This window comes from Bacteroides pyogenes (genome assembly GCF_014196225.1).
In the GTDB taxonomy this organism is placed as follows: domain Bacteria; phylum Bacteroidota; class Bacteroidia; order Bacteroidales; family Bacteroidaceae; genus Bacteroides; species Bacteroides pyogenes_A.
The window spans coordinates 38157-58602 of sequence record NZ_JACIDI010000020.1 but is presented as its reverse complement, the minus strand read 5'-3'; the positions used below and the strand labels follow the sequence as shown (position 1 = coordinate 58602).

Sequence of the window (20446 nt, the reverse complement as noted above, 5' to 3'; positions counted from 1 at the left end):
CCAGACCCGCAAGTTATTGACAAACTTTTCAAAGAACTCATTTTATTTACTGCCAGAGCCGCTTAGCCTTGGCGAATTTTTAACGAACTATTAATCTTACATATTCATCAAAGAAAAAATTGCAATCATGTACTGCATTTTATTAAAAACACCTGCTTACTCCCAAATCAGCTTCTTACCATTGGAGTTCTTGAAACTTTATTATAATACGGTACATTATCTCAAAGTTTGAGGATAAAAAGCAACTCGGATCAAAAAGATTCGAGTTGCTTTTACGCAAATTTGTGAACAGTATCTAAATATCTTTACTTGTTCATCATCGCATCTATTTCCTCAAACTCTGGTCCCATATTTAAGTTATAGTATACCCGGTAAAGGCCTTGTATCCATAGGTCTTGTTGATCAGGTTTCAATGCTCTGGCTTTCTCATAATAAGGTTTTGCCTCCTCATATAACTTCTTTGCTACAGCTTGTGCTTCTGCATATTTGGGATCGTTAATGTCAGTTGTTGCCTTATCCAAATAATCCTGAGCCTTCATTAAAAATACCAGACCTGCATTTGAGTATGCTTCTGCATATTCAGGATCGGAATCAATTGCTTTTTTATAAAAGTCAATAGCATTGTCATATTCTTTCATATTATGATAAAGATATGCCTTCACATATAAATACAACTTGTTGCTGGGATCACCAGCCAGCATCTTATCTGCAAATTCCATTGCTTTGGCTGCTTGGTTAGTTCCATTATAGTAGTCTACTAAATTTGCAAAGAAATAATCATTGCTGGGAAATTGAAGAATGCCATTTTCTAACGTTTTGATCCACGTAGCAGTATCTCCTTTGGCTTTATAAGCTTCAGCCAACAACTGCATCGCAAATTTACCGCCATCTTTATCTGTCAAAGCCATCGGCGCATATTTCAACACCGCGTCTTTATTACCTACCCTATCAGCGGCCAAAGTTGCATAATAAGCTATTTGTGGTAAAAGAGTATCGTTCTTCGCTAGTTCTTTATCCGCCAACATAGGATAAGAAGCTGACTCTACGTAAGTCCCAAAGAATTTCAGAGCTTCATCGTTCTTATCCATGTTAAAGAACTGAATACCACCATTAATCAAATTGGGACGTTCGGCCAACATACTGGCTGCATTGTTTTTTCTGAATTTGTTCTTGATTTTACCTTTTTCATTAGGCATTTGTGCCAAATCGTCACATTTCACAAAGTATTCATACATTTTCAAAATACTGTTGTAGACCTTTAATGTATCGTAGGGTTTTCTCAAAAAGGCATTTTTCATTTGCTCTTCGTTGATACGCTTTTGAATGAACCCGGCCACATCCCATGTTTCGGCAAGCCCCTTTGTTTCGGGATTGTTCATGGCTTCATTAATCAATTGCTCAGCTTGATTAAAGTTTGGTTTTACTTCACTGGCAATACTTTTTGCTTCTTTCACATTTTTCATTTGAGCAAATGAAGCGCTGACGGCCATTAATAAAACCATCGAAAATAATACTCTTTTCATAATTGTTGCTCGATTAGTTATTAATAATATGTCTATTCTCTTTCCTTATCGTTATTCTCATTCGCATTATCATTCTCCGACTTCTCCACCGTTTCATCAGTAGTTGTTTTTCTTTCCGTTTCTTCTTCGAGTACTTCGTCTTCAAGACTGTCTGTCGCTACTTTACAAACAGAACCAATCTGATCATTGCGTTTTTCAAGATTAATCAAACGAACTCCCTGAGTGGCACGTCCCATTATACGAACGTCGGCAACTTTCAAGCGAATCGTAATACCTGATTTATTAATAATCATCAGGTCGTTTTCGTCCGTAACGGATTTAATCGTAACCAGCTTTCCTGTTTTCTCAGTGATGTTCATAGTCTTAACACCTTTGCCGCCACGATTTGTCTTACGATAGTCTTCTATTTCAGAACGTTTGCCATATCCTTGTGCGGAAACCACCATGACAGATTCCGTATCAAAATCTTTAAGGCAAATCATTCCTACCACTTCATCTTCTCCGTCATTATCCAACGTAATGCCACGTACTCCAGTCGCAGTACGTCCCATCACGCGTACCGTTGCTTCGTGGAAGCGAATGGCTCGCCCGTTCCGGTTGGCTATGATAATTTCATTATTTCCATTTGTCATCCGAACCTCAATTACACTGTCATCTTCACGAATAGTGATGGCATTCACACCGTTTTGACGCGGACGGGAATATTGCTCAAGCAACGTTTTCTTGATAATACCTTTTTTCGTACAGAACAAAACATAGTGAGTGTTGATAAACTCGGTATCTTCCAAACTCTTTACACGGAGATATGCTGTTACATTGTCATCCGAGTCGATATTCAACAAGTTTTGAATGGCACGCCCTTTAGAGTTCTTCGTTCCTTCCGGTATTTCGTACACTTTCAGCCAATAGCATTTTCCTTTTTGAGTAAAAAACATCATGGTGTTGTGCATTGTAGCAGGATAGATATGCTCAACGAAATCCTCGTCACGGGTTTCTGTCCCTTTTGAACCTACCCCGCCACGGTTTTGTGCTCGGAAATCCGCCAATGGCGTGCGTTTAATATATCCCAAATGAGAAATTGTAATGATCATCTGATCATCTGCATAAAAGTCTTCCGGGTTAAACTCTTCTGACGAGTAAACAATTTCAGAACGGCGTTCGTCTCCATACTTCGCCTTTACTTCCGACAATTCTTCTTTAATTACACTGCGGCATACTGCATCATCGGCGAGAATACTTTCTAAATATGCTATTTGCTTCATAATTTCTCCGTACTCGGCATGAAGCTGGTCTTGCATCAGGCCGGTCAATTGCCTCAAACGCATTTCCACAATAGCACGCGACTGTATTTCTGTCAGACTGAAACGCTCCATCAAACCGGCAATTGCATCATTCGGTGTCTTGGCGGCACGAATAATGCGAATAACTTCATCTATATTATCAGAAGCGATAATTAAGCCTTCGAGGATATGTGCGCGCTCTTTTGCTTTGCGCAAGTCAAATTGAGTACGACGAATAACGACTTCGTGCCTATGCTCTATGAAATATTTGATCATATCCCTTAGGTTCAAAGTCTTTGGTCTTCCGTGTACTAATGCGACATTATTCACACCGAATGATGTTTGAAGAGCAGTCATTTTATACAGCTTATTCAAGACAACGCTTGCATTTGCATCACGTTTCACATCAATTACGATGCGCATGCCTTCACGATCGGATTCATCATTTGCATTCGAGATACCTTCTATCCGTTTGTCATTGACAAGATCCGCAATATTCTTAATGAGATCGGCCTTATTTACGTTATAAGGAATCTCTGTTATTATAATCTTATCGTGCGTTTGTCCGCTTTCTATCTCTGCCTTTGCGCGCATAACCACACGTCCGCGCCCTGTTAAATATGCTTCACGCACACCGCCCATACCATATATATATCCTCCTGTCGGAAAATCGGGGGCTTTAACGAAATTCATCAGCTCTTCGACTGTAATTTCCGAATTGTCGATATAAGCCTCGCATGCATCGATTACTTCAGAAAGGTTGTGTGGGGGCATATTGGTAGCCATACCGACAGCAATACCGGAAGCTCCGTTTACCAAAAGGTTGGGGATGCGTGTCGGCATCACCTTGGGTTCCATCAGCGTATTGTCAAAGTTCGGATCAAAGTCAACGGTTTCTTTGTATAAGTCATCCATCATTGCTTCCCCAAGCTTGTTCAAACGGGCCTCCGTATAACGCATCGCTGCGGGGCTGTCGCCGTCTACCGATCCGAAATTACCCTGTCCGTCTACTAAAGGATACCGCATAGCCCACTCTTGAGCCATACGAACCATCGCCAAATATACGGAAGAATCTCCATGAGGGTGATATTTACCAAGCACTTCACCCACTATTCTGGCAGATTTTTTATAGGGTTTATCCGATGTATTGCCCAGCTCCATCATTCCATACAAAATTCTGCGGTGAACGGGCTTAAATCCATCCCTAACATCGGGAAGAGCACGCGAAACAATAACCGACATAGAATAATCTATGTACGACGACTTCATTTCCTCCTCGATATTGATTTTTATAACTCTCTCTTGTTCAAGCATTTAAAAGGAATATTAATTATACAATCTATGGTTTGTGAAAAACCATGCTAAATTACGACTTTTCCCGAACATACGAAAGTTTTTTCAAAGAAAGTTTATCTTCTCTTATCAAGCAAATTGCTTTTACTAAGCAGCGGAAGTCCTAATATTAAAAGTAAAATATTAAAAACAAAAGTCAATTTAATAATGTATATATGATTATTGCTTACATCTTAATGTTACATACTAAAAGTAAAAAATCATATTTTATGGCATACGATTTGCAATATAAAAAATACAAAGCATCGCACATGCTCAATTAAATGTGTATATTTGCAGCATGGAATATAAAATTCATAGAAGGAAAGGAAGAGTATGAATAATCAATTCTCACAAAGAGTTTCAGATATTATTGTATATAGCAAAGAAGAGGCCAATCGTCTAAGGAATAGCTATATAGGGCCCGAGCATCTTTTATTGGGAATAATTCGGGAAGGTGAAGGAAAAGCTATCGAGATATTATCGAAACTTAATACAGATTTAGCTGTTATAAAACATCAAATTGAAGATCATTTGAAAGCAGAAGCCAATAATATGCTGCTGCCGGATTCGGATATATCGCTATCCAACGAAGCGGAAAAAATATTGAAAATGTGCATTTTAGAGGCTCGTGGAATGAGGAGTAACATAGCAGATACAGAACATGTTTTACTCGCTATTTTAAGAGAAAAAAAGAACATGGCCGCTTCTGTGCTTGAGTTGAACAATGTAAGTTACGTAAAAGTACTTGAACAAACCTCGTTGCAGCCGGATTTGAATTCCGGCATGGGATTTCCAGAGGAAGAAGACGATGAGGATGAAGAAGAAATGCCTTCTTCCCGATCCGGGAATACGGGCAGTCGCGGGGATCGCCGGCAGCAGGCGCAAACTGTTTCCCCAAAAACATCCAACGATACGCCGGTACTTGACAACTTCGGCATAGATATGACGAAAGCAGCCGAAGAGGGACGTCTTGATCCGGTGGTCGGACGGGAAAGGGAGATTGAGCGATTGGCACAAATATTGAGTCGCCGCAAGAAAAACAACCCTATTTTAATAGGAGAACCCGGAGTCGGAAAATCAGCCATCGTCGAAGGACTTGCTTTAAGAATTACGCAAAAGAAAGTGTCTCGCATTTTATTTGATAAACGCGTAGTAACACTTGATATGACCTCAGTAGTGGCCGGAACCAAATACCGAGGACAGTTTGAAGAGCGCATTCGCTCGATCCTGAACGAATTGCAGCGAAATCCGAACGTTATCCTGTTTATCGATGAGATACATACGATTGTCGGGGCAGGTTCGGCAGCCGGTTCGATGGATGCTGCGAATATGTTGAAGCCGGCTTTGGCCAGAGGAGAGGTGCAATGTATCGGCGCTACGACATTGGATGAATATCGCAAGAACATTGAAAAGGACGGTGCATTGGAACGCCGCTTCCAGAAAGTAGTGGTAGAGCCTACCAATGCTGACGAAACCCTTCAGATTTTGCGTAATATTAAAGAAAAATACGAAGATCATCACAACGTAAACTATACGGATGAAGCATTGGAGGCTTGCGTGAACTTGACAGGACGATACATTACCGACCGCAATTTTCCCGACAAGGCCATCGATGCTTTGGACGAAGCCGGTTCGCGGGTACATCTTACCAACGTGAATGTTCCTAAAGAAATTGAACAACAGGAAAAACTGATTGAAGAAGCGAAAACCAAGAAAAACGAAGCTGTAAAATCACAGAATTTTGAACTTGCCGCCAGCTTCCGGGACAAAGAGAAAGAGCTCGCTTCTGAGTTGGAGTTAATGAAAAAGGAGTGGGAAGCAAGCCTGAAGGAGAACAGGCAAACGGTTGACGCTGAAGAAATTGCCAATGTGGTCTCCATGATGTCGGGTATCCCTGTGCAACGTATGGCTCAAGCCGAAGGTCTCAAGCTGGCAAGCATGAAAGAAGAATTGCAGTCGAGAGTCATTGCTCAGGATGCAGCCATCGAAAAGCTGGTCAAGGCTATTTTAAGAAGCCGTGTAGGGCTGAAGGACCCCAACAAGCCGATCGGAACTTTTATGTTCTTAGGCCCCACAGGCGTAGGTAAAACTCATCTGGCCAAAGAATTGGCAAAGCATATGTTCGGTTCTTCCGATGCGTTGATACGTATAGACATGAGCGAATTCATGGAGAAATTTACGGTTTCGCGTTTGGTCGGAGCTCCTCCGGGGTACGTCGGCTACGAAGAAGGCGGGCAACTTACGGAGAAAGTTCGCCGCAAGCCCTACTCCATCGTTTTGCTCGACGAAATAGAGAAGGCGCATCCCGATGTTTTCAATCTCCTTCTTCAGGTAATGGATGAAGGACGATTGACTGACAGTTATGGCAGAATGGTAGATTTTAAGAACACTGTCCTGATCATGACTTCTAATATCGGGACACGGCAGCTGAAAGAATTCGGGCGCGGCATCGGATTCGCCACGCAAAGCCGGCTGGATGATAAAGAGTTCTCGCGAAGTGTGATACAGAAAGCATTGAACAAATCATTCGCGCCTGAATTCCTAAACCGTGTGGATGAAGTAATTACGTTCGACCAACTCTCTTTTGAAGCAATAAAAAAGATTGTGGACATTGAGTTGAAGGAATTGTACTCCCGGATGGAAAGCATTGGATATAAACTCGTTATCGATGAAAAAGCGAAAGATTTCATCGCCGGAAAAGGATACGACGTTCAATATGGAGCACGCCCGTTGAAACGCGCCATCCAAACCTATCTGGAGGACGGACTGTCAGAGCTTATCGTTTCCGCCGCAGTAAAAGAGGGAGATACCATACAAGTGGTTCTAAATGAAGGAGAAGATAAACCGGAAATGAAAGTTATTGCCGGATAATCTTTCTCGATTAGAAACAGATTTAATTACCGTGTCAAAATGTCAGTCCTTATGGTCTGGCATTTTTTTTGCCTTTTCAGGGCAGAATATGATAGAAACGAATTTATAAACAATCTAAAAAAATACACGTTATCATGCAAAAAGGAAATATTGGGGTTACTACAGAAAATATTTTCCCTATCATTAAAAAGTTTTTGTACAGCGATCATGAAATTTTCCTTCGTGAATTGGTGTCCAACTCCGTAGATGCTACTCAGAAATTGAATACGTTGGCCTCGATGGGTGAATTTAAAGGCGATCTCGGCGACTTGACAATTCGTGTCGAATTAGGTAAAGATACCATTACCATCTCCGATCGGGGAATCGGTCTGACCGCCGAAGAAATCGAGAAGTACATCAATCAAATTGCATTCTCCGGCGCCAACGACTTTTTGGAGAAATATAAAAATGACGCCAATGCCATTATCGGGCATTTCGGATTGGGCTTCTATTCGGCATTCATGGTTGCCCAAAAAGTAGAGATTATCACCAAATCTTATCAGGAAGGTTCGCAAGCCGTAAAATGGACGTGCGACGGAAGCCCGGAGTTCACCATTGAAAACATAGAGAAAGCCGATCGCGGAACGGATATCATATTATATATCGACGACGATTGCAAAGAGTTTCTCGAAGAAGCGCGCATTTCCGCCCTTTTGAAAAAGTATTGCAGCTTCCTCCCCGTGCCCATCGCATTCGGAAAGAAAAAAGAATGGAAAGACGGCAAGCAAGTGGAAACAGCAGAAGACAATATCATCAATGATACGACCCCGTTATGGACACGCAAACCGAGCGACTTGTCGGACGAAGATTACAAATCTTTCTACAGACGCCTGTACCCGATGTCCGACGAACCATTGTTCTGGATTCATTTGAATGTGGATTATCCGTTCCACCTGACCGGTATTCTTTATTTCCCAAAAGTAAAAAGCAATATCGAACTCAACAAGAATAAAATCCAGCTGTATTGCAATCAGGTGTACGTGACCGATTCTGTAGAAGGCATCGTGCCCGATTTCCTGACTTTGCTGCACGGCGTTATCGATTCTCCGGACATCCCTCTGAACGTGTCGCGTTCTTATCTGCAAAGCGATTCGAATGTAAAAAAGATTTCGACCTATATCACCAAAAAAGTGTCCGACCGCTTGCAATCGATATTCAAGGCCGACCGCAAACAGTTCGAAGAGAAGTGGAACGACCTGAAGATATTTATCAACTACGGCATGCTTACTCAAGAAGACTTCTATGAGAAAGCACAGAAGTTCTCCCTGTTTACCGACACCAACGATAAGCATTACACTTTCGAAGACTACCGCACGCTTGTTAAAGACAACCAAACGGATAAAGACGGGAACCTCATCTATCTTTATGCGAACGACAAGGATGAGCAATACAGCTACATCGAAGCCGCAGAAAGCAAAGGATACAACGTACTGCTCATGAACGGGCAACTCGATGTGGCAATGGTGAGCATGCTGGAACAGAAGTTCGAAAAATCCCGTTTCACGCGTGTAGACAGTGACGTGATCGACCGTCTGATAATCAAAGAAGACCATCGAGCCGACAATCTCGAGCCGGATGAGCAGGAAGCGCTGACTGCCGCTTTTAAAAGCCAGCTGCCTGAGATGGAAAAAGTAGAGTTCAATGTGACCACACAAGCATTGGGCGAAAATGCGGCTCCTGTTACGATAACTCAAAGCGAGTACATGCGCCGGATGAAAGAGATGGCGAATATTCAGGCAGGAATGAGTTTTTACGGCGAAATGCCCGATATGTTTAATCTGATTCTGAATGCAGACCACAAACTCGTGAAACAAGTTTTGAAGGAAGAAGAAGCTGCATGCCGATCTGAAGCGACTCCTGTACAGGCAGAAATGGATGAGGTAAACAAACGTCTCGACGAACTGAAAAACAGCCTGAAAGATAAAAAAGAGGAAGAGATTCCGGCAGACGAGAAAACCCGCCGGGAAGAACTCGAGAAAAAATTGAACGAACTGAAGGCGAAGAAAGAAGCCATATTTACTCAATATGCCGGCAAAAATAAAGTAATCCGCCAACTGATCGACTTGGCGTTGCTGCAAAACAATATGCTGAAAGGCGAGGCGCTGAACGACTTTGTTAAGCGCAGCATCGAATTGATTTAAGCGTTTTGCCGACGGAAAATCGAAAGAGCACTTGATACAAAATGTGTCAGGTGCTCTTTTTCATTGGAAAACATTTATAAAAAAGAGAGCTTTTCGAAACTATTGCATATATTTGAAGTCAGAATAAATACGTGAATCCGGTACAAAGAAAAACGGATGCTATAGAGCGGCCGGGCAAAGGCGCATTATTTCATTTAGTTTCATGCTGATGAAACAAAAGTTTCCCGCTTGGGAAACTTTATTTTCCCCGTGGGGAAACTTTTGTTTCCCAAGCGGGAAACTAATGGGGCGCTATATGATTTTAGAAAGCCTGCACACCGGACGACCGAAGCAATAGGAAATGCCTGCAAATTGCACCTTATCCCGGGTTCACGCAATAAACGAAAAATAAAAGTTCACCCCTGAGATATGAGAAAAACTTTTTTTGTCTTTATCGCTTTCATTTTATCTATGCCTACCCTATCCGCCCAGAAAGTGGGGCTTGTGCTAAGCGGAGGCGGAGCCAAAGGGCTTACACATATAGGCATCATCCGTGCTTTGGAAGAGAACAACATCCCCATCGATTACATTACGGGCACTTCCATGGGAGCCATCGTCGGCTCTCTTTATGCCATGGGATATTCGCCGGACGAAATGACAGAGTTGTTAAAATCCGAAGAATTCAAACGATGGTATTCGGGTGAAATAGAAGATAAATACATGTACCATTTTAAGAAAAACCTGCCCACACCCGACTTTTTCAACATACGTTTTTCTTTTAAAGACTCGGTGAATGCCTTTAAGCCGCAATTCCTTCCGGCCAGCGTAGTCGACCCCATACAGATGAATCTGGTTTTTGTCGATCTATATGCGCGTGCCACGGCAGCTTGTAAAGGAGATTTCGACAAACTCTTCGTTCCCTTTCGCTGCATCGCTTCGGATGTGTATAACAAAACACAACTGATCATGAAAGACGGCGACTTGGGAGATGCCGTAAGAGCTTCCATGAGTTTTCCTTTCATGTTCAAGCCTATCGAAATAGGTAACGTACTGGCATACGACGGAGGTATTTACAATAATTTCCCCACAGACGTTATGAGGGAAGATTTTCAACCGGATATTATCATAGGCAGCGTCGTATCGGCCAATCCTACCAAGCCCAAAGAAAACGATCTCATGAGCCAGATAGAGAATATGGTAATGCAAAGAACAGACTATTCCATGCCCGACTCAATAGGAGTCTTGCTTACATTCAAATACGATAACGTAAACTTAATGGACTTCCATCGGATCGACGAACTTTGCGATATTGGCTACAACCGCACCATCAGCATGATGGATTCCATTAAAAGCCGTATTCGCCGACGCGTGAACATAGACAATATACGCTTAAGAAGAATGGTGTACCGCAGCAACTATCCCGAACTCCGCTTCAAGAACATAATCATCGACGGAGCTAATGCCCAACAGCAAATCTATATAAAAAGGGAATTCCACCGGTCGACCCATAGTGAATTCACGTACGAAGATTTGAAGCGAGGTTATTTCCGTCTGCTTTCGGATAAGATGATTTCCGAAATCATCCCGCATGCTGTCTACAACCCCGAAGATGACACATACAACCTTCACTTGAAAGTAAAACTGGAAAACAACTTTTCCGTGTGCTTGGGAGGAAACATATCCACTTCCAATTCCAACCAGATTTATATGGGAGTCAGCTATCAGGATTTAAACTATTATGCAAAAGAGTTTCTTCTGGATGGTCAGATCGGAAAAGTTTATAATAACGCGCAATTTATGGCAAAAATCGATTTTTCCACAACAATACCCACTTCCTATCGTTTTATCGCGTCGATTACTACTTTAGACTATTTCAAGAAAGACAAACTGTTCTCCAGAAACGACAAACCTGCATTTAACCAGAAGGATGAACGCTTCCTGAAAATTCAGGCCGCACTGCCCTTTCTGTCGAACAAACGTGTGGAGCTGGGAATAGGCATGGCTCGAATGGAAGATAAATACTTTCAGAAAAACATTATCAATTTTGAAAAAGACAAGTACGACAAAAGTCGCTATAATTTACTGGGCGGCTCCATCAGCTTCAATGGAAGTACGCTTAATGCCCGCCAATATCCCACACAAGGGTATCACGAAGCGCTTATTGCACAGGTTTTCACCGGAAGAGAATATTTTTATTCGGGAAACGCTGCCGATGAAAATAAAAACTACAAAGAACGGCATTCCTGGCTGCAATTATCGTACATGAAAGAGGCATATCATAAAATGAGCGACCGCTGGACATTGGGCTGGCACTTTAAAGCTTTATATGCTTCAAAGAATTTTTCTGAAAACTACATGGCCACAATGATGCAAGCCTGCGAGTTCGCCCCTACACAACATAGCCGACTCAACTACAATGACGCTTTCCGCGCCAATCAGTTTCTGGCAGCCGGCATTCGTCCCATATACCATATCAACCAAATGCTTCATCTTCGGGGAGAATTTTACGGCTTTATGCCCATTTACCCCATCGAACGCAACTCCCAGAATAAAGCATATTATGGAAAAACATTCTCAAAATTCGAATATCTGGGAGAAGCGTCGCTGGTCTGGCAACTGCCTTTCGGAAATATTTCCATGTACGTAAACCACTATAGCTCACCGAAAAGAGAATGGAATGTCGGATTAAGCATAGGCTGGCAACTCTTCAATTACCGTTTTATCGAATAATTTTTTATTCAAAAAGTCGCCGGAAAGCTTGTTAATTCGGTAAAAAACCGTATCTTTGCACCCGTTAAAACAAATCATCGGTCGCGTAGCTCAACTGAATAGAGTAGCTGACTACGGATCAGCCGGTTACAGGTTTGAATCCTGTCGCGATCACTTTTATTTGAATTAACACAATGGCCGCGTAGCTCAACTGAATAGAGTAGCTGACTACGGATCAGCCGGTTACAGGTTTGAATCCTGTCGCGGTCACTTTTATCACATTCATTGGTCGCGTAGCTCAACTGAATAGAGTAGCTGACTACGGATCAGCCGGTTACAGGTTTGAATCCTGTCGCGATCACAAAAGGAGAATTAAAGAATTCTCCGTTAAGCAATAGGTAGGAAACAGCCCAAGCAAACGCAATTGTCGTAAGCTTGGGCTGTTTCCTTTTTCCGCCCACCGACTGAGCCGGGCATCAATATAAAAAACGTCACGCTTCCACCTTATACATGTATCATAAGCGGTCCCCTACAAGAAAACGTTTTCTCTCTGTCCCTCTAAACCATACCCGAAACCCAATACCCGGAGATCCCCGAATACATGTTTTTTGAATCTCCCCATAAGCACCGGCTTTGATACAATCTTAAGTTGTTCAAAACGGCAATCGAAAAAAAATAAAAAAGCGATCGGAAAAACGACCGCTTTCAAAGTACACCCTCAGGGATTCGAACCCTGGACCCACTGATTAAGAGTCAGTTGCTCTACCAACTGAGCTAAGAGTGCGACAGAATCACCATCTGCAATCTTAAAATTGTACACCCTCAGGGACTCGAACCCTGGACCCACTGATTAAGAGTCAGTTGCTCTACCAACTGAGCTAAGAGTGCATCAATTCCTTGTTTGCGGTTGCAAAATTAGTCCTTTTATTTTATTTAGCCAAACAATCGGACGGCTTTTTCAACAACTTTTTTCTTCCATTATTCGAACACATAAAGTTCGGAAGGCGTATTCCGCTTTAAAGCAAGCAATTGCACATCTTTACCTACAATAACGCCCTTAGTTCTCAATTTCCACTCTACCGTTTTGTACGCTAATTCGGGGTGGTTGTTATCTTTGCTTAAATGGCACAGCCAGATATAACGCAGCTTTTCTGTAATGTTCTCCGCAAGAAACTCTGCCGTGTCGGCATTGCTCATGTGTCCGGTCTTACTGACAATTCGTTCTTTCAGATATTTCGGATAAGGCCCCATCATCAACATTTCTTCATCATAGTTTGCCTCCAGAATCAGGTAATTGGCCTTGCAGATATAATGCGCCGCCGTAGGCGTAATCTCGCCGAGGTCGGTTAAAAAAGAAAACACCTTACCTCCCACTTCAACGCAATATCCTACATTATCTGTTCCATCATGAGGCACTTCGAAAGATTCCAGACGAAAATCATCCACCAAAATCGGTTCGCCTTTCTCCAGATACCTGACCGACGAGCTGAGCTTTTCCGTCATGCAATAGCTGCGATTGATACCCGCATGTATACGTGCGGTAGTATATACCGGGATATTCATTTTTTCGCCCAAATGTCCTACCGCTTTAATATGGTCTGCATGGTCGTGCGTAATGAATACGCCGCATATGCTTTCCATCGGGATGCCATATTCTTTCAGTGTTTTTTTTATCGTTCTGATACCTATTCCGGCATCAATCAGTATTCCGTTATTTTCAGTGCCCAGATAATAGCAGTTGCCGCTACTGCCACTTGCCAGGCTTATAAATTTTACTTTCATGTCCTTCTTATTATAAAACAAAATGCCGTCAGCTTTTCGGCAAAGCGACGGCAAATATACGTAAAAAAGAGAGACTCACCGAGAAGACTCTTTCTTTTTATCTATAGATTCGGTGATTTTGGCAAATGCCAGCAAGGCTATTGCAGCCACCAATCCGATGGCGGCAAAGTAATACCAAATGTAATGTGCATTTACACTCGCCTCCTTCCATGCTTCGTGAGAATCGAACAATATAGGATCGGGACAATACTCGGTCAACAAAACTCCTGCTATCCCAAAGCCGAACACGGAAGACAAAAATGAGTGCAAATGACTGAATCCCAAATACATGCCTTCTTCCCCTTCAGGCGCTTGCAAAGAAAAATACTCTAAATAGCGCGGAGAAATAAAACATTCGGCAAGGGCCTGTACTACAATTCCGGCAATCATCATCAGAGTGATATTGCTCATCCCTGCAATAAGGTCGTTGCCAAGCAAGTTTCCGCAAGCCATAAGTAAAGCGGATATCGGAATCAGAAACATACCTACATTCATAGAGGTAATAGCGCTTCGTTTGGCCATCAGCCGCGTAACGAAACTCACACAGCACACAACGACGAAAGGGTTTACATTGGCGATCCAACCGGGTTTAGCCGTTTCACCGGCCATCCGTATCACATATTTGGGCATCGTGGCATATAGTTGCTGTTGTACCATCCAGAACCCTGTAACGATAAGAATAAGAATCAAGAGGCGCCAATTCGTCAGAATACGCACAAATCCCTGCCTTATTTCACGCAGGCTCTTTCCTTCACCTGCCGTATGGCTCGATTTATACAAGAAAAAAACGGCGATCAGAGCAATAAGCGTCATACTTCCGGCAAAGTAATTTATATAGATATAAGCTTTTTCGCCAATCACATTTCTCAAAGGATCTATGATTGTTTTGCCCGTAAAAGCTCCGATATTCACCATCATGTAGAAAATAGAATATCCGCGTGCACGGGTTGCTTCGGTCGTTTCTTTAGCAACAGACGCAGAAATAATCGATTTGATAAACGAACCGCCTATTATAAGAACGATCAACACCGGTACGATCATCCATCGAACGGGGCTGTCGGGTAATCCATTGAAATGAGTTGTCACACCGTAAGTCACCAATCCGGTGGCCTCGAGCAAGGTCGGCAATACACCCAGTCCCAAATATCCGACAGATAATAAGGAAAAAGCTATAATCATAGATTTGCGGAAGCCTATCTTGTCGGCATAAGCTCCCGAGAAAATGGGAAGCAGATACAATCCGCCCGAAAAAAGGCCCGAAATCATACTGGCTTCAAAATCATTAAAGCCTAAAATTGTAGACAAATAAATGGTAAGAACGATAAAGATGGCATAATAAGCCATACGCTCAAACAGTTCGACTGTGTTGCTCACCCAAAAGGCTCTTGAAAATCCTTTGGCCTGGCGTTGAGGGGAATTGTTCATATGCTACGTTTTGTTAAAATGTTAATTTGGCACAAAGATACGTTTTTTTAACGTACTGTCCGTATCTTTGCGCGCAATTACGTATCTAATTTATATATATGATCATAGCAGTTGATTTTGACGGAACGATTGTAGAACATCGTTATCCACATATTGGCGAAGAGATTCCATTTGCAGTCGAAACACTGAAATTGTTGCAACAAGAAAAACATCGCTTAATTTTGTGGAGCGTGCGCGAAGGGCAGTTGTTAGACGAAGCGGTAGAATGGTGTAAAAGGCGCGGACTGGAATTTTACGCAGTCAATAAAGATTATCCTGAAGAACGACAGGGACATCAGGGCTTTTCGCGCAAATTGAAAGCCGATATGTTTATTGATGATCGCAACCTTGGGGGGCTTCCGGATTGGGGGGTGATCTACGAAATGATAAAAGACAAAAAAACATTTGCCGAAATCTACAGCCAGTATCCGGCAGAGGAGCCTCTACAGAGCAAAAAGAAACGATGGTTCTCTTTTTAGATATCGCTTCAAATGCCTCATTCTTTTCATCCGGGAATGGTGCTTCTTTGCAAATCGTTTGTGCGATAAGTTGATAAAGGAATATCGACAAAGCCACAGTGTAGATACTTTTTTTTGCCGGGAACACGAACAATTCTAACAAGCTTCGTGTTTATTTAAACGTAGATAATCTCAAAATAAAAAATTATGATTTATAAATTATTATTTCCGACAAAGCCTAGTCAGAACGACATTTCTTTTTTGTTGCTGACAGCCCGAATCGTTTTCGGATTCTTGTTTTTATATCATGGAGTAGCCAAATGGAATAATTTCGAAAATTTATCCGCTTCTTTCCCCGATCCTTTGGGAGTAGGAAGTTCGGTCTCATTGGGGTTGGCCATCTTTGGAGAGCTGATATGTTCCGTCGGATTTATCATTGGCATTTTATATCGCTTAGCCATGATTCCTATGATTTTCACGATGGTAATGGCTTTTTTCGTGATTCATGCCGATGATCCGTTTGCAGTAAAAGAATTGGCATTTGTATATCTATTCATCTTTATATTAATGTATATTGCCGGCCCCGGTAAATTTTCAATCGATTCTTTTATCGGAACAGCAATTACACAAAAGCAAAGAAGGTAGAATAATTGCTTTCATCAGTCGAAAAAAGATTATACTTGCAAGATATTCAGGGAAAAACATTTTCATTTTATCCACCCTTTTAAAAACTTTATTAGCTATGAAAAAGAGTAAACTAACTTTAGTGGCATTTATGCTGAGCGGAGGTATACTGCTAAGTTCGTGTGTAGGTTCATTCAGTCTGTTCAACCGTTTGAGCTCATGGAACCGGACTATCGGTAATAAATTCGTAAACGAGCTTGTTTTTTTGGCTTTTAACATTGTGCCCGTATATCTTATTGCAACTTTGGCAGATGCGCTGGTTATCAACTCAATCGAGTTCTGGACAGGTTCGAATCCCATGGCCAACGTGGGCGATGTGAAGAAAATCAAAGGCGAAGACGGGAGCAATTATCTGGTAACAACGCTTGAAAACGGATATTCCATTACAAAAGAAGGCGAAAGCGCTTCGATGGATCTCATTTACGATCAGGAAAACAATACATGGAATGTGGAAGCCAACGGAGAAAAGACCGAACTTTTGAAGATGAACAACAACGGAACAGCCGATTTATTCCTGCCCAACGGAGAAAAGATGAATGTGACGCTTGACAATCAAGGAATGATGGCTGCCCGTCAGGCTGTGATGAGCAATCAGATGTTCGCTGCCCGATAAAGAATCATTGGTAAGAAGCAACACAAGCTTTCTCATCGAAAAGGCTGTATGCTTCTATCGAGACAATACTGAAGCGCAGATTTACACGAACCGCATGTACGAATTCATGCAAGCGATGTGTGTAAATCTGCGTTTTTATTTCTATCAGAAAGGATATCCCACGGCAAAGTGGAAAGCAAAATCGCGGCTGAACTTGGGTGAAGTAAAAGGATAACGATCTTTACCGCTTTCATAAACAGGATTAATCGCTTTCATTCCTCCATCGAAACGGAGAATAAAGAAATCCAGATCCAGTCGAAGTCCCAAACCGTAAGCTACAGCAATTTGCTTATAAAACTTATTGAATTTAAATACGCCTCCGGGCTGACTGTCGTAATTGCGAATGGTCCAGATATTTCCTGCATCCACAAACGCAGCTCCCTGAAATTTCCAAAACAAACGGCTCCGGTATTCGATGCTGGCATCCAGTTTAATGTCTCCCGACCGCTCGAGCAAACTGTTCCTCTCTTCCGACTCTTTGAAAAACGAGCCCGGTCCCAACGTACGTACCCCCCATCCGCGTACACTATTTGCCCCACCCGAAAAATATTGTTTCTCAAACGGTATGGTTTTTGCGTTTCCGTAAGGAACTGCCACCCCTATTCCTACATGAAAAGCGAACCAATTTCTATGATCGATTCTTACATTCTTTGAAAAATCGAACTCTCCTTTCATATATTGTGCGTAAGGAATTCCTAAAATAGCATATTCTCCATCACTGTTCTTACGGATATGAGCCGCTTTCGACAGGGCATACATAATATTTCCCGCCGACTCCAGGTTGAAACGTATCGAATAAGAGTTGGAAGCTATCGTATTGTTCAGGATAGAACGCCCTACACTGCTATAGTAATAATTATATCCCATATTAATAATCAGGCGATCCTGATAGCTGTATCTGAAAAGATCATTCTTGTCAATATAGACTTCTTTGAACTTCTCGGAAATCCAAGGCAAATACAGGAAACCTATATTTATCAGGTCGAACCGATGCTGAATTTTCTGGCGCCGGCTCCACTTATAACTCCAAAAGGCCGAAGCCATCGTGCGCGAGAACTCGGGGCGCATCTGATAATTATACTGTAATCCCACTTCGGTAGTGGCCCTGATCCTGCGTTTATAATCCGAAGAAAGAAAAGGAAACAGGAAATTGGGGAAGTTAATGCCGGTTTCCACTCCATATTCCGTGTAATTATTATTGGAATATCCGGCTTGAAGTCCGGATATCACTTCATAAGCTCCCCTGAATTTAATCATAAAAGTCTCCGAACCGCGAAAGATATTCCGGTTTTGAAACGAGACAGAAGCGGCTGCTCCCAAATCTCCGGCAGAGTTGGTTCCTTCTACTTCAAAAGCAACGGATCTATGTTTGCTTTTAGTCAGCATCACGTAGCAGTTCAAAGCTGCGGTATCTCTTGCCGAGCTCTCGAGAAAACGGATATTGGTATATTTCAAAGCGGAAAGGCGGCCGAAGTTGGAATAAGTTTGCTGCACATGCGACTCGTTATACATATCGCCCGGGGCAAAGCGCAGATTATCGACAAGCACCTTCGGACGCAAATAAAGTTTATTTTTGTAATAAATCGGGTATCCCTTATAGTGTACCGAGTCGTTGCTGTTCATACTGCTTGACAAAGACTGCAATACATCATAATCGGTAATAAAATGAATCTTGTCGATCCGGTATTGTTTATGAGGTTGCACCGAATCGACGGAACTCGCTTTGAATCCTTGCAAATGCAACGTCAGGTCTACCTGATAAGTACCTCGGACGGTATCGGCCGTGTAGGCAATATAATCCTTATTGAACTTATGGTAACTGTTCCACAACAAATAGCCGGTAATTCGCTGGCGCTCTTCATCCAAGACGTTTACGTCCAGATTCATCCCTCTTTTCAGCAGGCTGTTCACCGAATCCGGTTTTAAAAGACCGGCTATCTTAGCATCTTGTATATCGTATTTGACAGAATTCACCGTATAAGGTTTCCCCACTGTCACATCGAAGAACTGCTTGATTTTTTTCTTCTTGATTTTTGTGGAACGCTCCACTGTAGCGGCCATGTATCCCATGTTATGAACCGCCTTCGCTATTTCCTCCTGCGAGCGTTGCGCCTCTTCTTCGTTGTAAATCACCGGTGCGTCGCCGATTCTACGCAGAAAACGGTTCCATTTCGTAGAGTCACGTCCCGAAAGGTTGTAAATATAGAGTTGGGTTTTAATAAGGTTGAACCACTTCGAATTCGGATTCTGCCGCACATACATGCGCAAAGAGGAAGGGCGCACATCTTTATTGTCCGTACGGATACGCACTTCGTCGAGCAGATATGAACCTTCCGGCACAAACTTGGTGGAGGAACACGAAGCCAGTGAAAAAAGAATAGTTAAAGTCAAGAGTTTACGAATACGTTCCTTCATACGCGGTTGCCATCCAATATGATGGGAAATTTAATGCATACAAAGATAATTGATATTTCCAGATGCAAAAAATAACAGGATAAAAACTTTGAAAAGAAGAAAAATAAGAAAATCAGACAAATAAAAACAGAAAAGTAAAGACGGATTGCAAATATCTTTATAGCTTTGCCGTAAAGTATGACAGAATGGGCACATTAAGCAAAAACAAAATCAAATATATCCGTTCGCTGGAAGTAAAGAAAGTACGAAAAGAAGAGCGTGTTTTTTTGGCGGAAGGGCCTAAGCTCGTAGGCGATCTGCTCGGACATTTCCACTGTCGCTTTTTAGCCGCTACTTCTTCATGGTTCCGAAAGCACACAGACGTATCTGCCGATGAACTGATCGAAATCTCTTCGGAAGAACTTTCCCGCGCCAGCCTTTTAAAGACACCGCAAGAGGTACTTGCCGTATTCGAGCAACCGGTATATGAATTAAGCGATCGATTCGTCCGCCGTTCGCTTTGTCTGGCTTTAGACGATATTCAGGATCCGGGCAACTTGGGAACAATCATCCGGATTGCCGATTGGTTCGGTATCGAGCACGTCATTTGCTCGGCAAACACGGTGGATGTATACAATCCCAAGACGATTCAGGCAACCATGGGGGCAATCGCACGAGTAAAGGTACACTACATTTCACTCCCCGAGTTTATCCGTTCATTAGGAGACGTTCCTGTATTCGGAACTTTTCTGGATGGAAAGAACATATACCAACAGCCTTTATCCGCTCATGGACTGATTGTGATGGGAAACGAAGGGAACGGAATAGGAAAGGAAACCGGAGAATTGATTAACCGCCGCCTCTATATACCCAACTATCCGGAAGGGCAAGAGACATCCGAATCGCTCAATGTAGCCATCGCTACCGCAGTAATTTGTGCCGAGTTCCGGCGACAGGCTGCATGGAAGTAAAATCGAAAGGATAAAATACGCAAGGGTACAAGAATATGCTTTTTTCTTTCAAGGCTTTTATTGTTGCCTGAAAGTGTCGGGATGACTGCTCGCAACCATCTTGATGGTTGCGAGCAAAGCCCGCC

The 20446-nt window shown here is 42.5% G+C and carries 12 protein-coding genes and 5 tRNA genes; 10 read left to right on the top strand and 7 right to left on the bottom strand.

The window, feature by feature from the left end; all coding sequences use genetic code 11:
• Nucleotides 1-305 precede the first annotated feature (305 nt).
• Complete coding sequence (locus tag GGR07_RS11950; RefSeq protein WP_021644863.1) at nt 306-1523, bottom strand: tetratricopeptide repeat protein; 1218 nt, start codon at nt 1521-1523, stop codon at nt 306-308.
• A gap of 32 nt (nt 1524-1555) precedes the next feature.
• Nucleotides 1556-4117 (bottom strand): DNA gyrase subunit A, encoded by a 2562-nt coding sequence (gyrA, locus tag GGR07_RS11945; RefSeq protein WP_021644864.1) that lies wholly within the window; start codon nt 4115-4117, stop codon nt 1556-1558.
• A 354-nt stretch (nt 4118-4471) separates the two neighbouring features.
• On the opposite strand from gyrA, the gene GGR07_RS11940 reads away from it, so the two are divergent.
• The 6 genes from GGR07_RS11940 to GGR07_RS11915 all read left to right on the top strand — a co-directional run bounded on the left by GGR07_RS11940 (nt 4472) and on the right by GGR07_RS11915 (nt 12238).
• Nucleotides 4472-7009 (top strand): ATP-dependent Clp protease ATP-binding subunit, encoded by a 2538-nt coding sequence (locus GGR07_RS11940; protein WP_122056598.1) that lies wholly within the window; start codon nt 4472-4474, stop codon nt 7007-7009.
• A 134-nt stretch (nt 7010-7143) separates the two neighbouring features.
• On the top strand, nt 7144-9189 hold the full coding sequence (gene htpG, locus GGR07_RS11935; RefSeq protein WP_021644866.1) for a molecular chaperone HtpG: 2046 nt from the start codon (nt 7144-7146) through the stop codon (nt 9187-9189).
• 408 nt (nt 9190-9597) lie between these two features.
• The gene (locus GGR07_RS11930; protein WP_021644867.1) at nt 9598-11898 is read left to right on the top strand and encodes a patatin-like phospholipase family protein; all 2301 of its coding nucleotides are present in this window, start codon (nt 9598-9600) and stop codon (nt 11896-11898) included.
• Between the two features lie 79 nt (nt 11899-11977).
• Nucleotides 11978-12051: transfer RNA gene (locus tag GGR07_RS11925), tRNA-Arg, on the top strand.
• A 22-nt stretch (nt 12052-12073) separates the two neighbouring features.
• Nucleotides 12074-12147: transfer RNA gene (locus tag GGR07_RS11920), tRNA-Arg, on the top strand.
• Nucleotides 12148-12164: 17 nt separating this feature from the next.
• Nucleotides 12165-12238: transfer RNA gene (locus tag GGR07_RS11915), tRNA-Arg, on the top strand.
• Between the two features lie 350 nt (nt 12239-12588).
• On the opposite strand, the gene GGR07_RS11910 is transcribed toward GGR07_RS11915, so the two are convergent.
• The 4 genes from GGR07_RS11910 to GGR07_RS11895 form a co-directional block, all read right to left on the bottom strand.
• Nucleotides 12589-12661: transfer RNA gene (locus GGR07_RS11910), tRNA-Lys, on the bottom strand.
• Nucleotides 12662-12692: 31 nt separating this feature from the next.
• Nucleotides 12693-12765, bottom strand: a tRNA-Lys gene (locus GGR07_RS11905).
• Between the two features lie 90 nt (nt 12766-12855).
• Entirely contained in the window at nt 12856-13659 is an 804-nt protein-coding gene (locus tag GGR07_RS11900; protein WP_021644868.1) for an MBL fold metallo-hydrolase, read from the bottom strand.
• A 75-nt stretch (nt 13660-13734) separates the two neighbouring features.
• Complete coding sequence (locus GGR07_RS11895; protein ID WP_021644869.1) at nt 13735-15123, bottom strand: peptide MFS transporter; 1389 nt, start codon at nt 15121-15123, stop codon at nt 13735-13737.
• Between the two features lie 98 nt (nt 15124-15221).
• Here GGR07_RS11895 and GGR07_RS11890 point away from each other — a divergent pair, with 98 nt between their 5' ends.
• The 3 genes from GGR07_RS11890 (at nt 15222) to GGR07_RS11880 (ending at nt 16917) form a co-directional block, all read left to right on the top strand.
• Nucleotides 15222-15641 (top strand): BT0820 family HAD-type phosphatase, encoded by a 420-nt coding sequence (locus GGR07_RS11890; RefSeq protein ID WP_021644870.1) that lies wholly within the window; start codon nt 15222-15224, stop codon nt 15639-15641.
• Between the two features lie 186 nt (nt 15642-15827).
• On the top strand, nt 15828-16265 hold the full coding sequence (locus GGR07_RS11885) for a DoxX family protein (protein WP_034543876.1): 438 nt from the start codon (nt 15828-15830) through the stop codon (nt 16263-16265).
• Nucleotides 16266-16362: 97 nt separating this feature from the next.
• The gene (locus GGR07_RS11880) at nt 16363-16917 is read left to right on the top strand and encodes a DUF3332 domain-containing protein (protein WP_122056600.1); all 555 of its coding nucleotides are present in this window, start codon (nt 16363-16365) and stop codon (nt 16915-16917) included.
• 144 nt (nt 16918-17061) lie between these two features.
• On the opposite strand, the gene tamL is transcribed toward GGR07_RS11880, so the two are convergent.
• Nucleotides 17062-19371: a translocation and assembly module lipoprotein TamL gene (tamL, locus tag GGR07_RS11875; RefSeq protein ID WP_034543875.1), complete on the bottom strand. Its 2310-nt coding sequence runs from the start codon at nt 19369-19371 to the stop codon at nt 17062-17064.
• Nucleotides 19372-19556: 185 nt separating this feature from the next.
• On the opposite strand from tamL, the gene GGR07_RS11870 reads away from it, so the two are divergent.
• Complete coding sequence (locus GGR07_RS11870) at nt 19557-20321, top strand: TrmH family RNA methyltransferase (protein ID WP_034543873.1); 765 nt, start codon at nt 19557-19559, stop codon at nt 20319-20321.
• Nucleotides 20322-20446: the final 125 nt, after the last annotated feature.